The organism is Actinomyces howellii (genome assembly GCF_900637165.1).
In the GTDB taxonomy this organism is placed as follows: domain Bacteria; phylum Actinomycetota; class Actinomycetes; order Actinomycetales; family Actinomycetaceae; genus Actinomyces; species Actinomyces howellii.
Genome location: NZ_LR134350.1, coordinates 88,648 through 111,574 on the forward strand (window position 1 = coordinate 88,648; position 22,927 = coordinate 111,574).

A 22,927-nucleotide genomic window follows, 5' to 3' on the forward strand; every position below is an offset into this window, starting at 1 on the left:
AACCCGTTAGGCGGCACGACGGGCCAGCAGCGGGGTCGCCGCGAGCCCGGCGGCCAGGGCGAGGCACACCGGCACGACCCGTGAGGCATCGACGCCGGCGTCGGTGGGGGAGACGAAGGCGGTCACGAGGGTGCCCAGCGCAGCGGCTCCCGCGCTGCCCGCGATCGCCACCGAGGTGGCGGCCTGGGTCGGGGCGATCCCGTCGTGCGGGGCGCCGAGCTCGGTGGGTGCGGTCACGCAGCGGATGACCGTGTCCTGGTGGGTGGCGCCCATGCCCATCCCCGCCAGGGAGCAGCCCACGTGCAGCACCCACCACGGGGCCCCTCCGGCCAGCGTCACGGCCATGGCGCCGCCTCCCGCAGCCATCGCGGCCGCGCCGGCGCCGGTGCGCAGCCGGTAGGTCCTCGCCAGCCTGGCCGGGTGGGCCCCGCACCACATGGCGACGACCGACCAGGACAGGCCGGCGGCCGTGAGGGCCCAGCCGATCGGCCCGGGCCCCAGGCCCAGGACGTCGTGCGCCGCCGGGGCGATGAGGTAGTCGAGGGCGAAGTACGCCGAGCACAGCCAGGCCAGGGCGGCCACCGCAGCCCGCCGTCCCGGCTCCAGTCGCATGACCCCTGGCGGGAAGACCCTGGCGCAGGCCCACACGACCGCGGCGGTCCCCGCGCAGCCCACCGGCCAGAACCAGGCGGAGGAGGAGGCGACGGCGCCGATGGCCCCCACGCCCAGGGCCATGACCAGGGCCGGGAGCACCGGAGGGCTCTGGGGCTCGTCGGCGACCCTGAGGTCGCGGACCTGGCGGGCCATGACCGCGCGGGCCGCCACGAGCAGAGGAAGGTAGCCCACGAGGGCCCAGCGCCAGCTGAGCGCCGAGGAGACCGAGGCCGCGTAGGCCGGACCGAGCAGGGAGGAGACCACCCACATCGCCGAGCCCGCCGCCAGGCACAGCCGGCGCCAGGCCTCGGGCAGGGCCATGACGAGCACGCCCATGCCCACGGTGGCCAGGGCGCCTGCCGCCAGCCCGCGCAGCACCTCGCCGAGCACGTAGACGCCGACCCCGGGGGCGAGGGCTCCGGTGACCGCGCCCGCCACGAGGGCGCCGGTCAGCACGCTCATGACCCGGTCGGCCCGCCACCTGGAGAGCATGAACCCTCCCAGGGGCATGGTGAGGAAGGTCGGGACCATTCCCGCCGCCGTGATGAGCCCGTAGTGGCGACGTGCCCCCAGGTCGGTGGCGAGCAGCGGCAGCACCGTCTGGTTGAGGTAGGTCTGCATGCCCGCGAGCAGCTCGACGACGAGGACGGCCGCCGCCAGGTGCCCGACCGGCGAGGTGAGCAGGGCGCGTGGCGAAGGAGGCGGTGCACTCGGCCCGGGCTGACTGGACTCGGACGGGGGGGGGGAGGTCACTCGAACAGTGGAGAGGTCGCCGCCGCGCGCAGGCGTCGCGCACGGGAAAGCCTCACTAGCGCCCGCAAGAGGTAGAAGAGCATCGCGGGAAGGCCGATGACGATGGAGAACCACGCCCGCAGGACCGTCATGATCAGCCACGTCAGGCCCGGCAGGAAGACGATGACGATGGAGTCGCGCGGTCTCGTTGCGTGCCAGCCGAAGGGCAGGGCCAGGCCGAAGAGTCCGAAGGTGATCGTGCCCGAGATGTCCTCGGTGATCGGCGGCTCGTACAGGTACGCGAACAACGTGACTCCCGCCGCAGCACCGATGACCATGGCAACGGCTCCGAAGATGAGGGACGTCAGGGCGGTCGTCTGGATCTCCGAGCTCACGGCCTCGGCCTCAGCCCGCATCTGCGCCTCGGCCTCAGCCCTCATCTGCGCCTCGACCTGTGCCTGTACCTGAGCCTGGGGGAGCATGATCAGCTGCTTGAGCTGCTCAGGGGTCAACGCGATCAGGGGTTGCTCCGGCGGTGGTGCGGTGTCAGGGTCGATGTACCCGTCGTCAGGGTGGATGTACTCGCCGTCAGGGTCGATGTACTCGACTTCGATGTACTCGTCGCTGTCGAACTCGGACGCAGGGTGATCTTCCGAGGGAATCATGGGGCAACTATAACGAGGCGGTTACCGAGCCGTGGCCCCTTCGGACCTCGGACGGATCGAGCGCCCCGGGTTTCGGAGACGGCCCGTCAGGCGCTAGCATGCGCCCATGTGGATCTTCCGTATGCGCTGAGCTGGTGGCCTGTCCCAGGCGCCGCCACCGACCACGCCCGACCGGGCAGGTCCGTTGAGCACCGCTCCGGACCACCGCATGCATACGTGAAGGAGTCCTTGTGACCGACATGACCAACCGTACCCCCGTGTCCGCGCCCTCGGCCCGGTCCGCCCCTGACCCGGCCCAGGACATCGTCTCGCGCGTCCTGTCGCGCCACGGCACCGCCCTGGCCTCCACGGCCGGGGAGCACGTGCCGCCCGACCTGGACGACGGCGCCCTCGAGCGCGAGGCGCGCGCCGGGACCCGCCGTGTGGCGGGTCTGTCCACCGAGCTCGAGGACGTCAGCGAGGTCGAGTACCGCCAGATCCGCCTCGAGAGGGTCGTGCTCGTCGGCCTGGAGACGCCGAGCGCCGGCGCCCGCGAGCCCCACGGTCCCGGGGGCGGCGCCCAGGACGCCGAGACCTCCCTGCGTGAGCTCGCCGCCCTGGCCCAGACGGCGGGATCGGAGGTCCTCGACGCGCTCATCCAGCGTCGGGACCACCCCGATCCGGCGACGTACCTGGGCAGCGGCAAGGCCAAGGAGCTCGCCGAGATGGTCGCCGCGGTCGGAGCCGACACGGTCATCGTCGACGGCGAGCTCGCCCCCTCCCAGCGCCGGGCCCTCGAGGACGTCGTCAAGGTCAAGGTCGTCGACCGCACCGCCGTCATCCTCGACATCTTCGCCCAGCACGCCAAGTCCCGTGAGGGCAAGGCACAGGTCGAGCTCGCCCAGCTCGAGTACCTCCTGCCGCGCCTGCGCGGGTGGGGAGAGTCGATGTCCCGGCAGGCCGGTGGTCGGGTCGCCGGAGGCCAGGGCATCGGCTCGCGCGGGCCGGGGGAGACCAAGATCGAGCTCGACCGGCGTCGGATCCGCAACCGCATGGCCAAGCTGCGCCGCGACATCCGGGCGATGACGCCCTCCCGGGAGGTCAAGCGCGGTGCCCGGCGCCGCGGCCCGATCCCCTCGGTGGCCATCGCCGGGTACACCAACGCGGGAAAGTCCTCGCTCATGAACCGCCTGACGGGGGCGGGCCTTATGGTCCAGGACGCCCTGTTCGCGACCCTCGACCCCACCGTGCGCAAGGCCGAGACCGCCGACGGCCGCCTGTACACCCTCACCGACACCGTCGGCTTCGTGCGCAACCTGCCGCACGAGCTCGTCGAGGCCTTCCGCTCCACCCTCGAGGAGGTGGCGGGGGCCGACCTGCTCCTCCACGTCGTCGACGCCGCCCACCCCGACCCGGTGGGGCAGGTGGCAGCCGTGCGGGGGGTCCTGGCTGACATCCCCGGAGCCCTGGAGGTCCCCGAGCTCATCGTGCTCAACAAGGCCGATCTCGCCGACCCGGTGACCCTGGCGGCGCTACGGACCCGCTTCCCCGGCGCGGTGACGGTCTCGGCCCGCACCGGCGAGGGCATCGAGCAGCTGCGGGCGGCGGTCGACGCCCGGCTCCCGCGCCCGTCCGTGGGCGTCGACGTCGTCGTGCCCTACTCGCGTGGCGACCTCGTCTCCCGGGTCCACGCCGACGGTGAGATCGACCTCATCGACTACGTCGAGGCCGGCACGAGGATCACGGCACGGGTCGACGCCCCCCTGGCCGCCGAGCTCACGGCTGCTGACGTCGGTGCGGCAGGACCCGCCGGGCAGGGCCCGGCCGAGGGGTGAGGCCCCGGTGAGCTCGGTCGTGGAGGGCGACGACTCTCCCCTGGAGCGCACCGAGGCCGCGCTGGCTGACGCCGTCGCGCGCCTGGGCGGCAGCCCACGGGAGGGGCAGACCGAGATGGCGCGGCAGGTGGTCGCCGCCCTCGAGGGCGACCACCTGCTCGTCCAGGCGGGCACCGGCACGGGAAAGTCGCTCGCCTACCTCGTTCCGGTCATGGTCGACGCCGTCGACACCGGTCGGCGCGCGGTCGTGTCGACCGCGACCCTGGCCCTCCAGCGCCAGGTCCTGACCAAGGACGCGCCCCTGGCGGCCGACGCCGTCGAGGCCGTCACCGGGACCCGACCGGTCGTCGCGCTGCTCAAGGGCTGGCAGAACTACGTGTGCCGTCACCGCCTCGAGGGCGGCTACCCGCAGGACGAGGAGGACACCCTGTTCTCCGCGGGGCAGGCCGCCCGCGCCCCGCGCCCGGGCACGGGGGAGACGACGAGCACGGGGGAGCAGGTGGTGCGCCTGCGCCAGTGGGCCGCCCAGACCGACACCGGTGACCGTGACGACCTCGTGCCGGGGGTGTCGGACCGCGCCTGGGCGCAGGTCTCGGTCTCGCGGGCCGAGTGCCTGGGGCCCTCGTGCCCCCTGCGCGCCGAGTGCTTCCCCGAGCTCGCGCGGGCCGCCGCGGCCCAGGCTGACGTCGTCGTGACCAACCACGCGATGCTGGGCATCGCGGCCTCGGGCAACACCGGGGTGCTGCCCGAGCACACGGTCCTCGTGGTCGACGAGGCCCACGAGCTCGCCGACAGGGTCCGCTCACAGGGGACGGTGAGCCTGTCGGCCTCGGCGGTGGCGCGGGTGGCCGCCACCGCCCGCAGGCACGCCTCCGTCCTGGTCGCCGACCTGGAGTCGGCAGGGCAGGGGCTTCAGCTCGCCCTGGCCGACCTGCCCGACGGACGGCTCGCAGGAGGCCTGCCCGGCCCGCTGCACGAGGCCCTCGTCCTGGTCGAGGCCGCTGCGCGCCAGGTGCTCGCCGACCTGCGTGAGGCCGCCAAGACGGCGGAGGGTGCCACGGGCCCGGCGGCCGGGGGAGTGGCCCTGGCCCGTACGGCGCTCAACGAGCTCGTCGAGGCCGCCGCGCGGATGACCTCGGACTCGGTGGCCGAGCGCCGCGACGTGGCCTGGGTCGAGCGGCCCCGCATGGGGGCCGACCCGCCCCGACTCACCCTGGCTCCCATCGACGTCGCCGGCGCCGTGGCCGACACCCTCCTGGCGGACAGGGCCGCGGTGCTCACCTCGGCCACACTGTCCCTGGGGGGCGGCTTCGAGCCCATGGCCCACGCCCTGGGGCTGAGCCTGGCAGGCGGGGGCTGGCGCGGTATCGACGTCGGGACCCCCTTCGACTACGCCCGCCAGGGCATCCTCTACACCCCCACCCACCTGCCACGGCCCGGCACGGGCATCTCCGAGGCGACCCTCGATGAGGTCCTGGCCCTGGCCGAGGCCTCCCGGGGCGGCATGCTCGGCCTGTTCTCCTCGCGGCGTGCCGCCCAGGAGGCCGCTGAGATGCTGCGTGGCGCGACGGACCTGACCGTGTACGCCCAGGGCGAGGACCAGCTGCCTACCCTCGTCGAGGCCTTCGCCGCCCGGGAGGACGCCTGTCTCGTGGGCACCCTGTCCCTGTGGCAGGGGGTCGACGTCCCCGGGCGGGCCTGCCGCCTCGTGGTCATCGACCGCATCCCCTTTCCCCGGCCGGACGACCCGGTGGCCCAGGCGCGCTCGGAGGCGGTGGCCGCCGCCGGGGGCAACGGGTTCATGGCGGTCTCGGCGGTTCACGCCGCCCTCCTCCTGGCCCAGGGCGCGGGCAGGCTCGTGCGCCGCGCCGAGGACCGCGGGGTCGTCGCCGTGCTCGACCCGCGCCTGCGCACCGCCCGCTACGGCGCCTTCCTGGCACGCTCCATGCCCCCGTTGTGGCCCACGCGGGACAGGGAGGTCGTCCTGGGGGCGTTGGCCCGCCTGGCCGACGAGGGCCGGCCCGCGCGCACCGACACGGCGACCCGGTGACGGGCCCGTCCAGGCGATCCGTTCACGAGGTAGGTCCAATGCCCCTGCGAGCAGGGTGGTGCGACGCGTAGCCTTGGACCTGGACGGGGCGAGAACGCCTTGCCACCCCACCCTGATTCGGAGGAATGCAGTGTCCGACGTCACGATCACCAACAGCGCCCAAGGCTCCTACCCCACCGCCGCGGGCGGCCGCCCCTCGAAGGTGGCCATCATCGGCGCCGGCGCCGTGGGCTCCACCCTCGCCTACGCCTGTGTGACCAAGGGTGTCGCACGCGAGATCGTCCTGCAGGACATCGCCAAGGAGAAGGTCGAGGCCGAGGCGCTCGACATCGCCCAGGGAATCCAGTTCACCTCGGCCGGTTCGGTCCTGGGGTCCGACGACCCTGAGATCTGCCGGGACGCCGACGTCGTGGCCATCACCGCCGGGGCCAAGCAGAAGCCCGGGCAGTCCCGCCTCGAGCTGGCCGGGGCGACGGTGGGCATCATGGAGAAGATCCTGCCCAAGCTCGTCGAGGTCGCCCCCAACGCGATCTTCCTGCTCGTGGCCAACCCGGTCGACGTGGTCACATACTGCGCCAAGAAGATCACCGGGCTTCCCGAGAACCAGGTCTTCGGCTCGGGCACGGTGCTCGACACCGCTCGGATGCGCTACCTCGTGTCGCTGGAGACCGGTACCGCCACCCAGAACATCCACGGGTACATCGCCGGTGAGCACGGGGACTCCGAGGTTCCCCTGTGGTCGACCACCGGCATCGGCGGCGTGCCGATCACCCAGTGGGGCAAGACCCTGGACGGTGGGGTCTTCGACCAGGAGAAGCGCGACCGCATCGCCCACGACGTCGTGCGCTCCGCCTACCGCATCATCGAGGGCAAGGGGGCGACGAACTACGCCGTCGGCCTGGCCGTCCAGCGCATCATCTCCGCGGTCCTCAACGACGAGCAGCGTGTGCTCACCATCTCCCCGCTGCTTGACAACTGGCACGGTATCTCCGACGTGTGCATGGCCGTTCCGACGATCGTCGGGCGCGAGGGCGCGGGCCGGCGCCTCGAGCTGCCCCTCACCCTCGACGAGCGCGACAGGCTGACCGCGTCGGCCGAGCGCCTGCGCGAGGTCGCCCGCGGCCTGGGCTACTGACGCCCAGGCGGCCCTGCAGGGCACCGGCCGGTGCCCGACCGGCGTCAGCGAGTGGCCCGGACCCAAGGAGGGGTCCGGGCCACTCGTGTCCCTGGAGGCGCGTGCCGTTTCTCCCGATCTCGAGGTGTCATTTCTCCCGATCTCGCGGTGTCATGTGTCCCGATCTCGCGGTGCTGGCCCAGGTCACAGGGCGCGCAGCACGGTGACGACCTTGCCCATGATGGTCGCCTCGTCTCCGGGGATGGGGGAGTAGTCGGCGTTGCGGGGCAGGAGCCACTGGTGACCGTCCTTGCGGGACAGGACCTTGACGGTGGCGCTCGCGCCGTCGACGTCCTGGACCATGGCAGCCACGACGTCGCCGTTGGAGGCGTCGGCCTGGGCGCGCACGACCACCCAGTCGCCGTCGCAGATCGCGGCCTCGACCATCGAGTCGCCCTCGACCTGGAGCATGAAGAGCTCTCCCTCGCCGGTCAGGCGGCGCGGCAGGGCCATGACGTCCTCGACCTCCTGCTCGGCCAGGATCGGTGAGCCCGCGGCGATGCGCCCCACGAGCGGGACGGCGACCGCCTCCCCCTCCTCGATCCCGGGCAGGACCGGGACGGCAGGCGGCTCAGGGGCCACGGATGCGTGCACCGAGGTTCCTGTGGTGCCCGTGGCGGTCGTGGCGGTCGCGTCGGCGGCCTGCTCGGCCGGGGGCGGGACAATGACCTCCAGGGCGCGGGGACGGTTCGGGTCGCGGCGCACGAGGCCGAGCCGCTCGAGCTTGTCGAGCTGGTGCTTGACCGACGACGGGCTCGTCAGCCCCACCCTCGCCCCGATCTCCCGCATCGAGGGCGGGTAGCCGTGGGAGGCCACGGCCTCGCGCACGGTGTCGTAGACCGCGCGGGCCCGTGCGTCGAGCCCTTCCAGGGCCTGCGCGACCGGCTCCGTCCGCGCAGCGCGCTCGTGCTCGGTGCCCCCGACCATCGGCGGCCTCCCTTCCTGTGCCGGGGCCCGCCCTCCACCGCGCCCGGACGGCCGGGGAGGGCGGAGTTCGTGTCAGTGCCCCGTGATGACCTTGATGAGTCAAGCCTACGGCGGAACGCCCACGCATTCAAACATGTGTTCGAAGAGCCTCTGGACGTGTCGGCCCGCGGTCGCTATCGTATCGAACAGGTGTTCGTCGAACATGTGTTCCAGGAGGTTGTCCCATGAGTGCTCTCGTGATCCCGCCCTCGCCCCGGCTGCGTCTCGTGCCCGCCACTGACGTCGACCTTGACCTCGACGTCGACGTCGCGGGCCCCGCCGAGCCCGCGGAGGCGGGTGCGCGCGGCGAGGGCCGGGCCCACCTGCGGCTCGTGACCTCAGCGGACCGCGCGGGTGGCGTGCAGGCGACCGGGGCGCTGGCCCCGCGTGCGGCCCGTCGGCCCGCGGCGCCCCGTCCCCACGGCGCGGTGGGCAGGGGCGGTGCGCGGCTCGAGGGCCTTGATGCCCTTGATGCCCTTGATGCCCTTGAGACTCTTGCCCCCAACCACCCCGCCGTGCGGGCCCGCCGCAGGTCCCCTGCCCCGGTGGTGCGGGGCGACCTGCGGCCAGACGGTGCGGGAGAGGACCGCCTCGTGGCGCGTCGGGCGGCTCGGGCCGGCGGGTCCGGGGCGCCGGTGGTGCTGCGTCGTCTTGCGGCCCTGGGTGCCGGGGTGCTGGCCGCGGCGGCCATCGTCGCGGCGGGCATCGTCGTGTCCGGGGTCGACTCCGCCGTGCAGCGCACGACCACCGCCACGGTGGGGCAGGGGCAGAGCCTGTGGGACCTGGCGGCGGCGACCGGCGCCTCCGACGTCGACGAGGCGATGGCCCAGATCGTCGAGCTCAACGGCCTGTCCAGCTCGACCCTCCAGCCGGGGCAGACCCTTCTCGTCCCCGTCCAGTGACCGGTGGCGCCCGGCGGTGCGTTCCCGCACGACCTCCGGGTGGCGGCGGGCTTGCGGGGAGCGGGCGCCCACGCCTACCCTCCGGAGAGGACACATGTCGCCTGATGTCGGAGGAGCCACGCGTGCACTGCCCCTTCTGCCGGCACGACGGGTCCCGCGTCGTGGACTCCAGGACCGCGGAGGACGGCATGTCGATCCGTCGGCGTCGTGAGTGCACCCAGTGCGGGAGCCGCTTCACCACCATCGAGACCGCGAGTCTGTCGGTGCGCAAGCGCTCCGGTGCCGTTGAGCCCTTCTCCCGCACCAAGGTCATCGTCGGCGTGCGCCGTGCCTGCCAGGGCAGGCCGGTGTCCGAGGACGACCTGGCGCTGCTGGCCCACAAGGTCGAGGAGGCGATCCGGCACACGGGCCAGGCGCTGGTCGACTCCCATGACGTGGGCCTGGCGATCCTCGGCCCGCTGCGGGAGCTCGACGAGGTCGCCTACCTCCGCTTCGCCTCGGTCTACTCCGACTTCAACTCCCTGGAGGACTTCGAGAAGGCCATCGAGGGCCTACGGGCGGGCCGAGGCGACCGGAGCTGACCGGCACTGACCGGGGCTTGTGGGACCGGTGGCCTCGCGTCGTCGTGTCACGCGGTATCGATGGTGTCGATGGCATCGATCGCGTCGATGAGGCTGTCGACCAGAGGTGGCCAGGTCCATCGCTCGATCATGAGCTCGCGGCCGGCGGCACCCATGCGTGCGCGCAGCTCCGCGTCCTCGAGCAGCTCCACGAGCGCCCCGACGAGGGCGTCCTGGTCGAGGCCGTCGACGACCGTCCCGGTCACTCCCTCGACCACCGTCTCGGGCGCCCCCCCGCTCGTGCCGGCGATGACCGGAAGGCCCGCCGCGGAGGCCTCGAGGAAGACGATGCCCAGGCCCTCGACGTCCAGGCCGCCGCCGCGGGTGCGGCAGGGCATGGCGAACACATCGCCCATGGCCACGTGGCCGGGAAGCTCCTCGGAGGGCACCTTGCCGGTGAGCAGGATCTGCTCGCGCACCGGCGAGGAGCGCCGGGCCAGCGCCAGCCTGCGGGCGTAGGAGCCCCAGCCGACGATGACGAGCCGGGCGCCGGGAACCTGCTCGACGACGCGGGGCCAGGCCTCGATGAGGGAGTCCTGGCCCTTGCGTGCCACGAGCCGTGAGACGCACACCACCGTGGGGGCCTCGCCCAGGTGGTAGCGGGACCGCAGCCGTTGGCGCTGTGCGGGGTCGGGGCGGAACCGCTCGACGTCGATGCCGCTGGGCAGCCTCAGGGTGCGGGTCCCCTCGGGGATGAAGGGGCGCAGGCGACCCAGGGTGTACTCCGAGATGTAGGTGACGACGTCGGCCCCACCCAGGATGCGGCGCAGCGCCTGGCGGGCGCCGGGAACCATCGACCAGCCGACCTCGTGGCCGTGGGTCGTGGCGATGACCCGGCTCGCCCCGGCCTTGCGGGCCGCGCCGCCGAGCAGCCCCAGGGGCGCGGCGGCACCGAACCAGACCGTCTCGACGCCTCGGCTCGCGATGAGCCGGCTCATCTGGGCCCGCACCCCGGCGGTCGGCAGCAGGACGCGGGTGGGGACCCGGACGACCTCGAAGGGGACGGTGGCGTCGTAGGCGGCAGCCGCCTCGGGGCCCTCGGGGGGCGTCGAGGCCAGGACGACGAGGTCCTGGGCCGGCAGGCGCCGGGCGTAGTCCTCGAGGTAGGACTGGATCCCTCCGACCACGGGCGGGAAGTCGTTGGTGACCAGAAGAGTCCTGCGCATGGCCGGAGTCTACGGTCAGGAGGGCCGACCCGGCGCGAACGAGCGGTCTCAGGCCTCGTCGGAGGAGCGCAGCACTTCCGAGAGCCTGCGTGCGGCGGCCATGACGACGGCGCCGTGGACCCGGCCCGGCTGCCGCCCCATCCGCTCGATCGGGCCCGAGATGGACACCGCGGCCACCACCTTGCCCCCGGTGCCCCGGACGGGCGCCGAGACGCTGGCCACTCCCGGCTCCCGCTCTCCGACGGACTGGGCCCAGCCCCGACGTCGGACCGCCGAGAGCATCGTGGCGTTGAAGCGGGCGCCCACAAGGCCCCGGTGGAGGCGGTCGGGCTCCTCCCAGGCCAGGAGCACCTGGGCGCCGGACCCTCCCTGCATCGACATCGTCGCGCCCACCGGGATGGAGTCGCGCAGGCCGATCGGCCTCTCGGCGTTGGCCACGCAGATACGCACGTCGCCCTGACGGCGGTAGAGCTGGGCCGACTCGTGGGTTTTGTCGCGCAGCGCCGCCAGGACCGGGCCGGCCGCCGCCAGGAGGTGGTCCTCGCCCGCTGCCGAGGCGAGCTCGTTGAGCCGGGGCCCCAGGACGAAGCGGCCCTGGGAGTCGCGGGACACGAGCCTGTGGTACTCCAGGGCCACCGCGATCCGGTGTGCGGTGGGCCGTGCGAGGTGGGTCGTGGCCACCAGCTGCGCGAGGGTCGCCGGGCCCGCCTCGAGCGCGCTCATGACCAGCGCGGCCTTGTCGATCACTCCGACCCCGCTGCTGCTCTCCGCGTCACTCAAGGCGTCCATAATCTGATACTGCCATCCCACGGGCTGAGATCTCAAGTACTTTGGGTCTATTGCTGGCGCAGTGTCGGCACTTTCACGTCGACACCGCGGCCGGAGTCGTGCCCGTGGCCTCCGAGGAGCCCATGGTGCCGGGCTCCGGGCACAGGCCGTCCCAGGAAAGGAAGCGCAGCGATGGGAATGACCCTCGCGCAGAAGGTGTGGCGCGACCACGTCGTCGCCCAGGGTGCCGACGGGGCCCCCGACCTGCTCTACATCGACCTCCACCTCGTCCACGAGGTGACGAGCCCCCAGGCCTTCGAGGGCCTGCGCCTGGCGGGTCGCCGCGTCCGCCGCCCCGACCTGACGCTGGCCACCGAGGACCACAACACCCCGACCCTCGACATCGACCTGCCGATCGCCGACCTGACCAGCCGCACCCAGATCGACACCCTGCGGGCCAACTGCGCCGAGTTCGGGGTGCGTCTGCACTCCCTGGGCGACGCCGACCAGGGTATCGTCCACGCCGTCGGCCCCCAGCTCGGCCTGACCCAGCCGGGCATGACGGTCGTGTGCGGGGACTCCCACACCTCGACCCACGGCGCCTTCGGCGCGCTGGCCTTCGGCATCGGCACGAGCCAGGTCGAGCACGTCCTGGCCACCCAGACCCTGCCCATCGCGCCGTTCAAGACGATGAGCGTGCGCATCGACGGCGAGCTGCCCGAGGGAAGCGGTGCCAAGGACATCATCCTGGCGATCATCGCCAAGATCGGCACCAACGGCGCCCAGGGCCACGTCATCGAGTACCGCGGCCGGGCCATCGAGCAGCTCTCGATGGAGGCGCGCATGACGATCTGCAACATGAGCATCGAGGCCGGCGCACGGGCCGGCATGATCGCCCCCGACCAGACCACCTTCGACTACCTTGCCGGGCGTCCCCACGCCCCGGTGGCCGAGGACTGGGACGAGGCGGTCGCCTACTGGAGCTCCCTGCGCACCGACGACGACGCGGTCTTCGACACCGAGGTCGTCCTGGCGGCGGCCGACATCGAGCCCTACGTCACCTGGGGGACCAACCCCGGCCAGGGCCTGCCGATCTCGGCGAGCGTGCCGGTTCCCGAGGAGATCGCCGACGCCACCGAGCGTCGCGCGGCCGAGCGGGCCATCGAGTACATGGACCTGACTCCCGGCACGCCGCTGCGCGACATCCGGGTCGACGCCGTCTTCCTGGGCAGCTGCACCAACGGCCGCATCGAGGACCTGCGCGCCGCGGCCGAGGTCCTGCGAGGGCGCAGGAAGGCCCCGGGGGTGCGCATGCTCGTCGTGCCCGCCTCGGCGCGCATCCGCATCCAGGCCGAGGCCGAGGGCCTCGACCAGGTCTTCACGGACTTCGGTGCCGAGTGGCGCAACGCCGGCTGCTCGATGTGCCTGGCGATGAACCCCGACAAGCTCGCCCCGGGGGAGCGCGCCGCCTCGACCTCCAACCGCAACTTCGAGGGGCGTCAGGGCAAGGGCGGGCGCACCCACCTCGTGTCCCCGGTCGTCGCCGCCGCCACCGCCGTTCGCGGCACGCTGTCCACCCCCGCCGACCTGGGCGCCTGAGCCGGAGCAAGGAGACCTCCACCATGGACAAGTTCATCCGCCACACCGGCATCGGCGCCCCCCTGCGCCGCAGCGCCGTGGACACCGACCAGATCATCCCCGCGGTCTACCTCAAGCGCATCACCCGCACCGGCTTCGAGGACGCGCTGTTCGCCTCCTGGCGGGCAGGGGAGCCCGACTTCATCCTCAACCAGGAGGCCTACGCCCGGGCCTCGGTCCTCGTGGCGGGCCCCGACTTCGGGACCGGCTCCTCGCGCGAGCACGCCGTGTGGGCGCTCAAGGACTACGGCTTCAAGGTGGTCCTGGCCCCGCGCTTCGCCGACATCTTCCGCGGCAACGCGGGCAAGCAAGGACTCGTCGCCGGGGTCCTGACCCAGGAGGACACCGAGCAGCTGTGGAAGATCCTGGAGTCCGACCCGGGCACCGAGGTGACCGTCGACCTGGAGAACCGCACGGTCGAGGCAGGGGGCCTGCGCACCACCTTCGCCATCGACGACTACCTGCGCTGGACCCTCATGGAGGGCTTGGACGACATCTCCCTGACCCTGACCCACGAGGAGGAGATCGCCGCGTACGAGGCCTCCAGGCCCGCCTTCAAGCCGCGCACCCTGCCCGCCCTCCACGAGCCCGCCGCCCAGGTGGTCCCGGCCCGGGCCGCCGACATGCCGCGCGCCTGAGCCCGCCCTCACACCAGGGCCGGGGTGAGGCAGAACACCTGACCGTTCGCCGTGGGCCACCCTCGTGAGAAGGGGTGTCCCACGGCGAACGCCTATGCTGGGACGACTCTGCACCCTCATGCCGTGCGGAGCGGCGGGCGCGTCCCGCACCGGAACACACTTCGCGGAGGTACCCATGGTCGACGGTCTGCTCCAGGTCGAGGGCGGACGCCCCCTCACCGGCGAGATCACGGTGCGCGGGGCCAAGAACCTGGTCTCTAAGGCCATGGTCGCGGCGCTGCTGGGCACGACTCCCTCGGTGCTGCGCAACGTCCCCCTCATCCGCGACGTCGACGTCGTCTCCGGTCTGCTGTCCCTGCACGGGGTGACCATCGACTACGACCAGACCGAGGGCGTCCTCAAGCTCGACCCCTCGAGCGTGGAGTCCGCCCACGTGGCCGACATCGACGCCCACGCCGGCAGCTCGCGCATCCCGATCCTCTTCTGCGGCCCCCTCCTGCACCGCCTGGGTGAGGCCTTCATCCCCGACCTGGGAGGCTGCCGCATCGGGGACCGGCCCATCGACTTCCACCTCGAGATCCTGCGCCAGTTCGGCGCGGTGGTCGACAAGCAGGCCCAGGGCATCGCCCTGACCGCACCCGACGGGCTGCACGGGACGGTCATCGAGCTGCCCTACCCGAGCGTCGGGGCCACCGAGCAGACCCTGCTGACCGCCGTGCGCTCCGAGGGGCTGACCGAGCTGCGGGGCGCGGCCGTCGAGCCCGAGATCATGGACCTGGTCGACGTCCTGCAGAAGATGGGCGCGATCATCTCGGTGGACACCGACCGCACGATCCACGTCGAGGGCGTCGACGAGCTCGTCGGCTACAACCACTCGGCGCTGCCCGACCGCATCGAGACCGCCTCATGGGCCTCGGCGGCGCTGGCCACCCGCGGCGACCTCTTCGTGCGCGGGGCCCACCAGAGCGACATGACGACCTTCCTCAACACCTTCCGCAAGGTCGGCGGCGCCTTCGACGTGCGTGACGACGGGATCCGCTTCTACCACCCCGGCGGCGACCTGCGCTCCATCGTCGTGGAGACCAACGTCCACCCCGGCTTCATGACCGACTGGCAGCAGCCCCTCGTCGTGGCCCTCACCCAGGCCGAGGGCCTGTCGATCGTCCACGAGACCGTCTACGAGAACCGCTTCGGCTTCACCAAGGCCCTGCGTCAGATGGGGGCGACGATCCAGGTCTACCGGGAGTGCCTGGGGGGCACCGCCTGCCGCTTCGGCCAGCGCAACTTCTACCACTCGGCGGTCGTCTCCGGGCCGACGCCGTTGCGCGGCGCCGACATCGTCGTCCCCGACCTGCGCGGCGGCTTCTCCCACCTCATCGCGGCCCTGGCCGCCGAGGGCACGAGCCGCGTGGAGGGCATCAACCTCATCGACCGGGGCTATGAGCACTTCATGAGCAAGCTCACCTCCCTCGACGCCGCGGTCACCCGCCTGGCCTGAGTCCCGCTGCGCGCAGCCCTCCGCCGGGGCCGTGGCGCGCCGGACCCGGTAGTCTTCGGGTCGTGCCCACGACGCGACCGATGACCCCCTTCTACCGCTTCGCATCCCGCGGGGCGATCATCCCCTTCCTCAAGGCCGTCTCCCGCCAGCACGTGACAGGGACCGAGAACATCCCGCCGTCCGGCGGTTTCGTCGCGGTGGCCAACCACCTGTCCGACCTCGACTCCCTGACCGCCATGCGCGCCCTGGTCGACGTCGACGTCCCGGCCTACTCCCTGGCCAAGTCCTCGCTCTTCGAGATCCCCCTCCTGGGGAGGGTCTTCAAGGCGGGGGGCCAGATCCCCGTCTACCGGGACACCGCCCAGGCGGGCAACGCCCTGGTCGAGGCCGAGCGGCGGCTGCGCGCTGGGGACGTCGTCATGGTCTTCCCCGAGGGGACCCTGTCGCGTGACCCCCTCCAGTGGCCCATGACGGGCAAGACCGGGGCCGCGCGGCTGGCCATGGCCACCGGTGTGCCTGTGCTGCCCATGGGCCAGTGGGGCGCCCAGGACATCATCGACTCCTTCGGGGGCGGCTTCCACCCCTTCCCGCGCAAGGACGTGCGGGTCGTCATCGGTGAGCCCCTCGACCTGTCGCGCTTCGGGTCCGACACGACCGACCGGGACGCGGTGCGTGAGGCCACGGCCGAGATCATGCGCGCCATCACCGCTCTCGTCGAGCAGCTGCGGGGGCTCAAGGCCCCCCGCCCCTACGACATGAGGTACGACGGCGACCCCGGCAAGGGCAAGCGGGGCGTGCGCCGCCCGGACCCAGCCCCCGGTGCCCAGGACGGGGGCACGGCGTGAGCGCCGGGGTCGGGCGGGCCGCGGTCATCGGCTCAGGAGCCTGGGGCACGACCTTCGCCTGCCTCCTGGCCGAGGCGGGAACCCCCACCGTCGTGTGGGCCAGGCGCTCCGAGATCGCCTCGGAGATCAACGCCGGCACCAACGAGCGCTACGTGCCCGGCTGCCGCCTGCACCCCGAGGTCAGCGCCACCACCGACATCCGCCGGGCCGTCGAGGGCGCGGGCCTCGTCGTCGTGGCGGTGCCCTCCCAGAGCGCCCGACAGGTCCTGGGCCCCCTGCGCGGGGCGCTGGCCCAGGACGCCCTGGCGGTGTCCCTCATGAAGGGCGTCGAGACGGGCACCGGCCTGCGCATGAGCGAGGTCCTGGCCGAGGTCCTCGAGGTCCCCGCCCGCAGGGTCGCCGTCGTCTCGGGCCCCAACCTGGCTGACGAGATCGCCGCGCGGCAGCCCACCGCCACCGTCGTGGCCGCGCGGGACGAGCAGGTGGCGGCACGGGTCGCTGCCCTGTGCGCCACGCCCGCGTTCCGCCCCTACACGAACACCGACGTCCTGGGTGTCGAGCTGAGCGGCGCCGTCAAGAACGTCATCGCCCTGGCCGTGGGCGCCGCTGCGGGCTGCGGCTTCGGCGACAACTCCAAGGCCACGATCATCACCCGCGGCCTGGTCGAGATCACCCGACTCGGCCTGGCCCTGGGTGCCCGCCCGGAGACCTTCGCGGGCCTGGCCGGCATGGGAGACCTCGTGGCCACCTGCTCGAGCCCCCTGTCACGCAACCAGACCTTCGGCAGGCGCCTGGGAGAGGGCATGAGCGTCGAGGAGGCGGCGGCGGCCTCCCGGGGGGTGGCCGAGGGCGCCAGGTCGGCCCGCGCCGTGCTCGACCTCGCCACCGCCCACGGGGTCGAGATGCCCATCACCGCGGGCATCGTCGCCGTCGTCGAGGGGGCTGCCACCGTCACGCAGATCAACGACGCCCTGCTCGCCCGCCCTCGCAAGGCCGAGGGCGTCCACGCCCAGCCCCTGGACGGGTCCCGGGGGCCGGGCGGCACCGGCGGCGCCCCGCCGTGGGGGCCCGTGACGGGCTGACACGCCGGTCGAGCCGGTGGAGCGCCGACCTGCCGGACCCGCCGGCTCCCGGTCGCGGCCCGCCGCCTCACGGGTGGGCGACGTCGACGACGAGGCGCGTGGGCTCGGACAGGGTGAAGACCCGGTAGGACTGGGAGTGGGTGCCGATGACGAGCTGGAACTGGGACTCGAAGGTCCCGTCGAACCACACCTCGGTCACGCCTCTGCCGCCGACCACGATCGGGCTGGAGCCGGTGTACTGGGCGCTCGCGGACCCCTCGGAGGGGTAGGAGGTGCCCCGGCCCAGGACCCTGAGCATGTGCTCGCCCGAGACCGTGATCGGGTCCCCTCTGCCCTGGGTGGCGGCGTCGGTCACCCAGTCGGCCCACCAGCCCGGGGTGCCCTGCCCGCTCATCTCGACCACGACCCGGTCGTAGCCCTCGTGGACGCCGGTGCGCACGTCCACCTCGATGCCACAGTCGCCCTGGGAGGCCTGCTCCGAGGCCGTCGAGGTCCAGCCCGAGCCCGCCCCGTCGGTGGCCTGGGCCGTCGCCTCCTGACGGGTCAGCGGGTTCGGCGTCGAGGAGGCCGTCGGGCTCGCCCCGGGGGTCGCGGGCCCGCTCGCTCGTGCCGAGGACCCCGACGCCGTCGGTGTCCTCCCCGAGCCCGAGGAGGTCGAGGGCGCCGAGGAGGAGGACCTGCCGGAGCAGGCGGCGACCGGCAGCGCCACGGCCAGGACGCAGGCGGCTCGTGCGGCGTGGAGCACGGACCGGCGGGAGCGAGTGCCCCCACGGGGGCGGGGCTGGACGGACATGACGCCTCCTGGAGCGGTTGGGGCGGGCAAGGGCGGGAAAGGTCAGGCGCGGCAGGGCCGTGCAGGGCCGTGCACTGCCCTGCGGGGCACGGTGGGGACCACGTGACGTGCCCAGGGTAACCACGGCGCGGTAGCGTTGCCGCCATGACAGACATCCAGGCCACCGGCGCGTCGCAGCCGCCGAGCACCCCGCCAGCAGCCCAGCCGGGAGACGAGGCGCCCCGACGCACCCGCGTCGCGGTCGTCTTCGGAGGGCGCAGCGGGGAGCACACGATCTCCTGCGCCACCGCGGCAGGGGTGCTGCGCTCCATCGACCGGGACCGCTACGAGGTCGTCCCCATCGGCATCACGCCCGACGGCCGGTGGGTCCTGGTCGATGACGACCCGGCCGCCCTCGAGCTCGACGACGCCCGTCCGCCGGTGGTGGTCACGGCCGACGGCCTGGGCAGGGGGGAGGTGTCGGCGCCCCTGGGCGGCGGCGACCTCGTCGTGACCACCGCAGGGGGCAGCACCGCCCTGGGCCGGGTCGACGTCGTCCTTCCTCTGCTCCACGGCCCCTACGGCGAGGACGGGACCATCCAGGGGATGCTCGAGATGCTGGGCACCCCCTATGTCGGCTGCGGGGTGCTGGCCAGCGCAGCCTGCATGGACAAGCAGGTCACCAAGGTCCTCCTGGGCGCCGCGGGCATCGCCACCGCCGAGCACGTCCTGGTCGAGCCGCACCGCTGGATGAGGGAGCGCGCCTCGGTCCTCGCCCGGTGCGCGTCCCTGCGTCCGCCGCTGTTCGTCAAGCCCGCACGCGCCGGGTCCTCCCTGGGGATCACCCGCGTGACGAGCCACGGGGACCTGGAGGCGGCCATCGAGACGGCCCGCGCCGTCGACCCCAAGGTGCTCGTCGAGTCCGGGATCGTGGGCAGGGAGATCGAGGTGGCCGTCCTGGGCGGCCGAGGCGACCAGGCGCCCCGGGTCGCCCTGCCCGGCGAGATCGTCATGGACGCCGACCAGGGTGCGGGGGAGTTCTACGACTACGAGACGAAGTACCTCGCGCACGACGCCGTCCAGATGGTGTGCCCCGCCCCGATGCCTGACGCCACCCGTGAGCTGCTCATGTCGACCGCCGCCGCAGCCTTCACCGCCCTGGGCTGCGAGGGGCTGGCCAGGGTCGACTTCTTCCTGACCGACGACGGCCGGGCCGTGGTCAACGAGGTCAACACGATGCCGGGCTTCACCCCCTACTCGATGTACCCCTACATGTGGCAGGTCTCCGGCATCGAGTACGGCGAGCTCGTGGCCGAGCTCATCGAGCTCGCCCTGGCGCGCCCCACGGATGTCAACCGCTGAGCACACGGCGCGGACGGCCGGCCAGCCCGTGGGGACAGCCGGGGAGGACGGGGTCCTGGCCGCGCTGGCGGGGCTCCTGCCCTCGAGCCGAGCCGCGCTCGTGGGAACCGGTGATGACTGCGCCGTCCTGAGGGCCCCCGACGGCCGCTACTGCGTGACCACCGACGTGCTCGTCGAGGACCGCCACTTCCGCACCGCCTGGTCGACCGGTCACGATGTCGGGCGGCGGGCGGCGGCGCAGAACCTGGCGGACGTCGCAGCCATGGGCGCCCGCCCGGTGGCCCTGGTCGTCGCGCTCGTCGTCCCGCCCACCACCGCCCTGTCATGGGTCACCGACCTCGCCTCCGGCCTGGCCGCCGCCTGCGAGCCGGTCGGCGCCGGGGTCGTGGGCGGGGACCTGAGCGGCGGGGACCACCTGGTCATCGCCGTCACCGCCCACGGCGACCTCGAGGGCAGGGCACCCGTCCTGCGCTCGGGGGCCCGGCCGGGCGACCTGCTCGTCCACGCCGGCACCCTGGGCCTGTCCGCGGCGGGCCTGGCACTGCTCGACGCGGGCGCCGTCACTCCCCGGGGTCCCCTTCCGGATGAGGTCAGGCGGGCCGTCGAGGTCTTCCTCGCCCCTCAGCCGCCCCTGGAGGCCGGGCCCGCCCTGGCCGAGGCGGGGGCCACAGCCATGATGGACGTCTCGGACTCCCTGCTCCGCGACGCCGGGCGCATCGCCGCCTCCTCCGCAGTGGCCATCGACCTGGCCGAGCCGACCGACCCGGCCTCGGCGACCGCCGTCGACCTGGCGGCCCTTGAGCCTGCCGCGCGGCTCCTGGGCGCCCAGGACCCGCGCGCCCTGGCACGTCACTGGGTGCTCACCGGCGGGGAGGACCACGGGATGCTCGCCGCCGTGCCCCCCGGCGCCCGCGACCAGCTGCCTCCGGGCTGCCGAGTCATCGGCCGGGTCCTGCCCGCGGGACCTCACGGGCCCCGGGTCACCGTCGAGGGCGTGCTGCCGGGTCACACGGGCTGGGACCACTTCGCCGCGTGAGCCGGCCGGCCCTCTGTCACGATCCGGGGAGCGTGACAGCGGTTCCGTCCCCGACGGGCTCGTGGAGGCCGGGATCGTGGTTGACGGGGCGCCGCAGGGCAGGGCCCGCTGGGTGCACACGACGGGCCGCCGCTCCCGTCGTGTCGGGAGTGGCGGCCCGGGCCGGCCCGCAGGGGGCCTGTCAGATGTTGCGCGTGACCTTGCCGGCCTTGAGGCAGGAGGTGCACACGTTGAGGCGCTTGGGGGCGCCGTTGACGAGAGCACGCACACGCTGGATGTTCGGGTTCCACCGGCGGTTGGTCCGCACGTGGGAGTGCGAGACGCTCTTGCCGAGGATGGGGCCCTTGCCGCAGACGTCGCACACAGCAGCCACGGTCTCACTCCTGAATCTTGTCGTTGAGGCGCTCGAGCCCGGGGGCCCGGCGCAGTGTCTTCCCTCCGGGGACCGACCCCGGACAACCCCGCTACTGTATCTGACAGCGTGCCCGTGCCCAAACCGTCCCGGGAGTGGGGTGAGGCACACGTCGCCCTCGGTGCCGTGGCCCCGGGCGGCGGGCCCCGTGCGCGGCCGGTAGCCTAGAGGTGCACGGGTTCGGGCCGTCGGGCCACGACGGCCCACGTCCCCATGGAGGCACAGGAGGGCGCAGGTGTCGGACAGCCAGGATCGGTCCGCCGGGGCCGTGCGCCCCGCGGGCGAGGTGACGGCTGGCGTGCTGCGGGCGTGGCTGGAGCAGGCCCGCCGGGTGGCGCAGTCCAGCCGTGCCCTGGTCGACTCCCTCAACGTCTTCCCCGTGCCCGACTCCGACACGGGGACCAACGTCCTGCTCACCCTGGCCTCCGCCTGCGAGGCGATGGAGCGCCTGCCGGGCTCGGCCGACCTCGTGCAGACCTCGCGCGCCGCCTCCGACGGGGCGGTGCGCGGCGCGCGAGGAAACTCCGGGCTGCTCGTCTCCCAGGCGCTGGCGGCCCTGGCCGACGTGTGCGCCGAGTCCTCCGACCCCACGCGCCTGGCGCCCGTGGGCCTCGTCCACGCCTACGAGCGCATCGCCGCCACGACCTGGCAGGCCGTCTCCCGCCCGGTGACTGGGACGTTGCTCACCGTCGCCAAGGACGCCGCCTCCGCCGCCCGCGGTGCCCTGGAGGAGGCCGGGGCCCCGGGGGGCTCCGGTCCCTCCGGGCCGCCGACCGCGGCCCTCATCGCCGCCGCCGCGGCCTTCGGGGCCCAGGAGAGCGTCGTGGAGACAGCGGGCCTGGGGCACGGGCCGGTCGACGCAGGAGGAGCGGCCCTCATGCTCATGCTCACCGGCCTGTCCGACACGATCAACGCCGCCGGAGCGGGCGGGGAGCACCCCTACACCGACGTCGCCTGGCAGATGCTCACCGACCTCGTGGACTCCGCGGCGCACGGACCCGGTGGGCTCGGGGCCCAGGCGGCCTCGGCGAGCACGGCCTCGACCGGGGAGTTCGAGGTCATGTACCTCCTGGAGGCCACCGCCGCCCAGGCCGCCGCGCTGCGCACCGCCCTGGAGCGCATCGGCGACTCCGTGGGGGTCGTGGGGACCCCTGACGCCCTGGGGGTCGGCCTCTACCAGGTGCACGTCCACACCGACACCCCTCGTGCCGCCCTGCCCCGCCAGGGGCGGGCCCGCCAGGTCTGCGTCCACCACCTCCACCCCACCGTGCTCGCGCTGACCGCCCCCTGGGAGCCCGTGCCCCTGCCCGTGGCGCAGGCGGACGGCGACGGCCACGTCGTGTCCTTCGAGCGGCTCGCCGCCCGCCGCGCCAGGCGGGAGGCCGCCCAGCGCGACGAGTCCGTGCGGCTCCACCCCTCCCAGTACACCGGGACCCACGACCCGGGGGCCCGGGGAGGCGCCGGGCGCGTGGGGGTCGTGGCCTGCACCCGCGCCCCGGGGCTCGTCGAGCAGCTCGCCCGCACCGGGGCCGTCGTCGTGCTGGACCCTGAGCGAGACGGCATCGTGCGCGCCACCGGCGACCTGGGCCTGCCACGGGTCGTCGTCCTTCCCTGTGACCCGGCCTGCGCCGCCAGCGCCCACGAGGCGGCCCGCTTCCTGGCGGCCCGCTCGGCCGCCTCCACCGTGCGCGGCGCCTCGGGGGTCGAGACGACCCCGGAGGCGGGGGACCCCGTCCAGCTCATCGTGTGCGACACCGACGACGAGGCCCGCGTCCTGGCCGCTGCTGTCGCGGTGGCGGGCCAGGCGGGCACCGCCGGGCTGGCCGGGCTGACCCGCAGGGCGAGCCAGGCGGCGGTGGCCGTGCGCACGACGGCCCTGGAGGGACCGAGCGCCGAGCCCGAGGCCGTGGCCCGGACCCTGGGGGGCCTTCTGCGACCCGACGACGAGCTCGTCACCGTCATCCTGGGGCGCGACGCCCTGCCCGACGTCGGTGCCCTGGCCACCGCCGCGGTGTCCTCCTACTGCGAGAAGGTCCTGGCCGACCCCGACCGTGTCGAGGTGGTCGTCCACGCCGGGGGGCAGGCCGACCCCGAGGTCCTCCTGGCCATCGAGTGACCCACGAGTGACCGACG

General features: G+C 73.7%; 20 protein-coding genes. 13 read left to right on the forward strand and 7 right to left on the reverse strand.

Going from position 1 to position 22,927, the window contains the following annotated elements; all coding sequences use genetic code 11:
* Positions 1-6: 6 nt before the first annotated feature.
* Together EL245_RS00410 and EL245_RS00415 are read right to left on the reverse strand one after the other, a co-directional pair.
* Positions 7-1,407, reverse strand: a complete 1,401-nt coding sequence (locus tag EL245_RS00410) for an MFS transporter (protein ID WP_232009801.1) — start codon at positions 1,405-1,407, stop codon at positions 7-9.
* The gene (locus EL245_RS00415; protein ID WP_126381095.1) at positions 1,404-2,051 is read right to left on the reverse strand and encodes a hypothetical protein; all 648 of its coding nucleotides are present in this window, start codon (positions 2,049-2,051) and stop codon (positions 1,404-1,406) included. The genes EL245_RS00410 and EL245_RS00415 overlap by 4 nt, the downstream gene beginning before the upstream one ends.
* A 239-nt stretch (positions 2,052-2,290) precedes the next feature.
* Here EL245_RS00415 and hflX point away from each other — a divergent pair, with 239 nt between their 5' ends.
* From hflX to EL245_RS00430, 3 genes are all read left to right on the forward strand, one after another.
* Entirely contained in the window at positions 2,291-3,865 is a 1,575-nt protein-coding gene (gene hflX / locus EL245_RS00420) for a GTPase HflX (protein WP_126383819.1), read from the forward strand.
* A 115-nt stretch (positions 3,866-3,980) separates the two neighbouring features.
* Complete coding sequence (locus EL245_RS00425; RefSeq protein ID WP_126383821.1) at positions 3,981-5,915, forward strand: ATP-dependent DNA helicase; 1,935 nt, start codon at positions 3,981-3,983, stop codon at positions 5,913-5,915.
* Positions 5,916-6,045: 130 nt separating this feature from the next.
* A complete protein-coding gene (locus tag EL245_RS00430; RefSeq protein ID WP_126381097.1) occupies positions 6,046-7,050 on the forward strand; it encodes an L-lactate dehydrogenase in 1,005 nt (334 codons plus the stop codon).
* Positions 7,051-7,233: 183 nt separating this feature from the next.
* Here the strand turns inward: EL245_RS00430 and lexA are convergent, their stop codons facing one another.
* On the reverse strand, positions 7,234-8,016 hold the full coding sequence (gene lexA, locus EL245_RS00435; protein ID WP_126381099.1) for a transcriptional repressor LexA: 783 nt from the start codon (positions 8,014-8,016) through the stop codon (positions 7,234-7,236).
* A gap of 224 nt (positions 8,017-8,240) precedes the next feature.
* Here lexA and EL245_RS00440 point away from each other — a divergent pair, with 224 nt between their 5' ends.
* Together EL245_RS00440 and nrdR are read left to right on the forward strand one after the other, a co-directional pair.
* Positions 8,241-8,957 (forward strand): LysM peptidoglycan-binding domain-containing protein, encoded by a 717-nt coding sequence (locus tag EL245_RS00440; protein ID WP_126381101.1) that lies wholly within the window; start codon positions 8,241-8,243, stop codon positions 8,955-8,957.
* Between the two features lie 122 nt (positions 8,958-9,079).
* Entirely contained in the window at positions 9,080-9,538 is a 459-nt protein-coding gene (gene nrdR / locus EL245_RS00445) for a transcriptional regulator NrdR (protein WP_126381103.1), read from the forward strand.
* A 47-nt stretch (positions 9,539-9,585) separates the two neighbouring features.
* Here the strand turns inward: nrdR and EL245_RS00450 are convergent, their stop codons facing one another.
* Positions 9,586-10,743 (reverse strand): glycosyltransferase family 4 protein, encoded by a 1,158-nt coding sequence (locus tag EL245_RS00450; protein ID WP_126381105.1) that lies wholly within the window; start codon positions 10,741-10,743, stop codon positions 9,586-9,588.
* Positions 10,744-10,791: 48 nt separating this feature from the next.
* Positions 10,792-11,532: an IclR family transcriptional regulator gene (locus tag EL245_RS00455; protein ID WP_126381107.1), complete on the reverse strand. Its 741-nt coding sequence runs from the start codon at positions 11,530-11,532 to the stop codon at positions 10,792-10,794.
* Between the two features lie 171 nt (positions 11,533-11,703).
* Between EL245_RS00455 and leuC the strand changes: the two genes are divergently transcribed.
* From leuC to EL245_RS00480, 5 genes are all read left to right on the forward strand, one after another.
* Complete coding sequence (gene leuC, locus EL245_RS00460) at positions 11,704-13,110, forward strand: 3-isopropylmalate dehydratase large subunit (protein ID WP_126381109.1); 1,407 nt, start codon at positions 11,704-11,706, stop codon at positions 13,108-13,110.
* A gap of 23 nt (positions 13,111-13,133) precedes the next feature.
* Positions 13,134-13,787 carry a 3-isopropylmalate dehydratase small subunit gene (gene leuD, locus EL245_RS00465; protein WP_126381111.1) on the forward strand — a complete coding sequence of 218 codons (654 nt, stop codon included), beginning with the start codon at positions 13,134-13,136 and terminating at the stop codon, positions 13,785-13,787.
* A gap of 175 nt (positions 13,788-13,962) precedes the next feature.
* Entirely contained in the window at positions 13,963-15,285 is a 1,323-nt protein-coding gene (murA, locus tag EL245_RS00470; RefSeq protein WP_126381113.1) for a UDP-N-acetylglucosamine 1-carboxyvinyltransferase, read from the forward strand.
* Positions 15,286-15,365: 80 nt separating this feature from the next.
* Entirely contained in the window at positions 15,366-16,130 is a 765-nt protein-coding gene (locus EL245_RS00475) for a lysophospholipid acyltransferase family protein (RefSeq protein WP_126383823.1), read from the forward strand.
* A complete protein-coding gene (locus EL245_RS00480) occupies positions 16,127-17,212 on the forward strand; it encodes an NAD(P)H-dependent glycerol-3-phosphate dehydrogenase (RefSeq protein ID WP_126381115.1) in 1,086 nt (361 codons plus the stop codon). The genes EL245_RS00475 and EL245_RS00480 overlap by 4 nt, the downstream gene beginning before the upstream one ends.
* 67 nt (positions 17,213-17,279) lie before the next feature.
* Here the strand turns inward: EL245_RS00480 and EL245_RS00485 are convergent, their stop codons facing one another.
* The gene (locus tag EL245_RS00485) at positions 17,280-18,005 is read right to left on the reverse strand and encodes an AMIN-like domain-containing (lipo)protein (protein WP_126381117.1); all 726 of its coding nucleotides are present in this window, start codon (positions 18,003-18,005) and stop codon (positions 17,280-17,282) included.
* A 144-nt stretch (positions 18,006-18,149) separates the two neighbouring features.
* Here EL245_RS00485 and EL245_RS00490 point away from each other — a divergent pair, with 144 nt between their 5' ends.
* Both EL245_RS00490 and EL245_RS00495 read left to right on the forward strand, forming a co-directional pair.
* Positions 18,150-19,346 carry a D-alanine--D-alanine ligase family protein gene (locus EL245_RS00490; RefSeq protein ID WP_126381119.1) on the forward strand — a complete coding sequence of 399 codons (1,197 nt, stop codon included), beginning with the start codon at positions 18,150-18,152 and terminating at the stop codon, positions 19,344-19,346.
* Entirely contained in the window at positions 19,333-20,382 is a 1,050-nt protein-coding gene (locus EL245_RS00495) for a thiamine-phosphate kinase (RefSeq protein WP_126381121.1), read from the forward strand. The genes EL245_RS00490 and EL245_RS00495 overlap by 14 nt, the downstream gene beginning before the upstream one ends.
* 181 nt (positions 20,383-20,563) lie before the next feature.
* Here EL245_RS00495 and rpmB read toward each other — a convergent pair whose 3' ends face one another.
* Positions 20,564-20,755, reverse strand: coding sequence for a 50S ribosomal protein L28 (rpmB, locus tag EL245_RS00500; RefSeq protein WP_126381123.1), 192 nt, complete (start codon positions 20,753-20,755; stop codon positions 20,564-20,566).
* 274 nt (positions 20,756-21,029) lie between these two features.
* Here rpmB and EL245_RS00505 point away from each other — a divergent pair, with 274 nt between their 5' ends.
* Positions 21,030-22,910 carry a DAK2 domain-containing protein gene (locus tag EL245_RS00505; RefSeq protein WP_232009802.1) on the forward strand — a complete coding sequence of 627 codons (1,881 nt, stop codon included), beginning with the start codon at positions 21,030-21,032 and terminating at the stop codon, positions 22,908-22,910.
* Positions 22,911-22,927 lie beyond the last annotated feature (17 nt).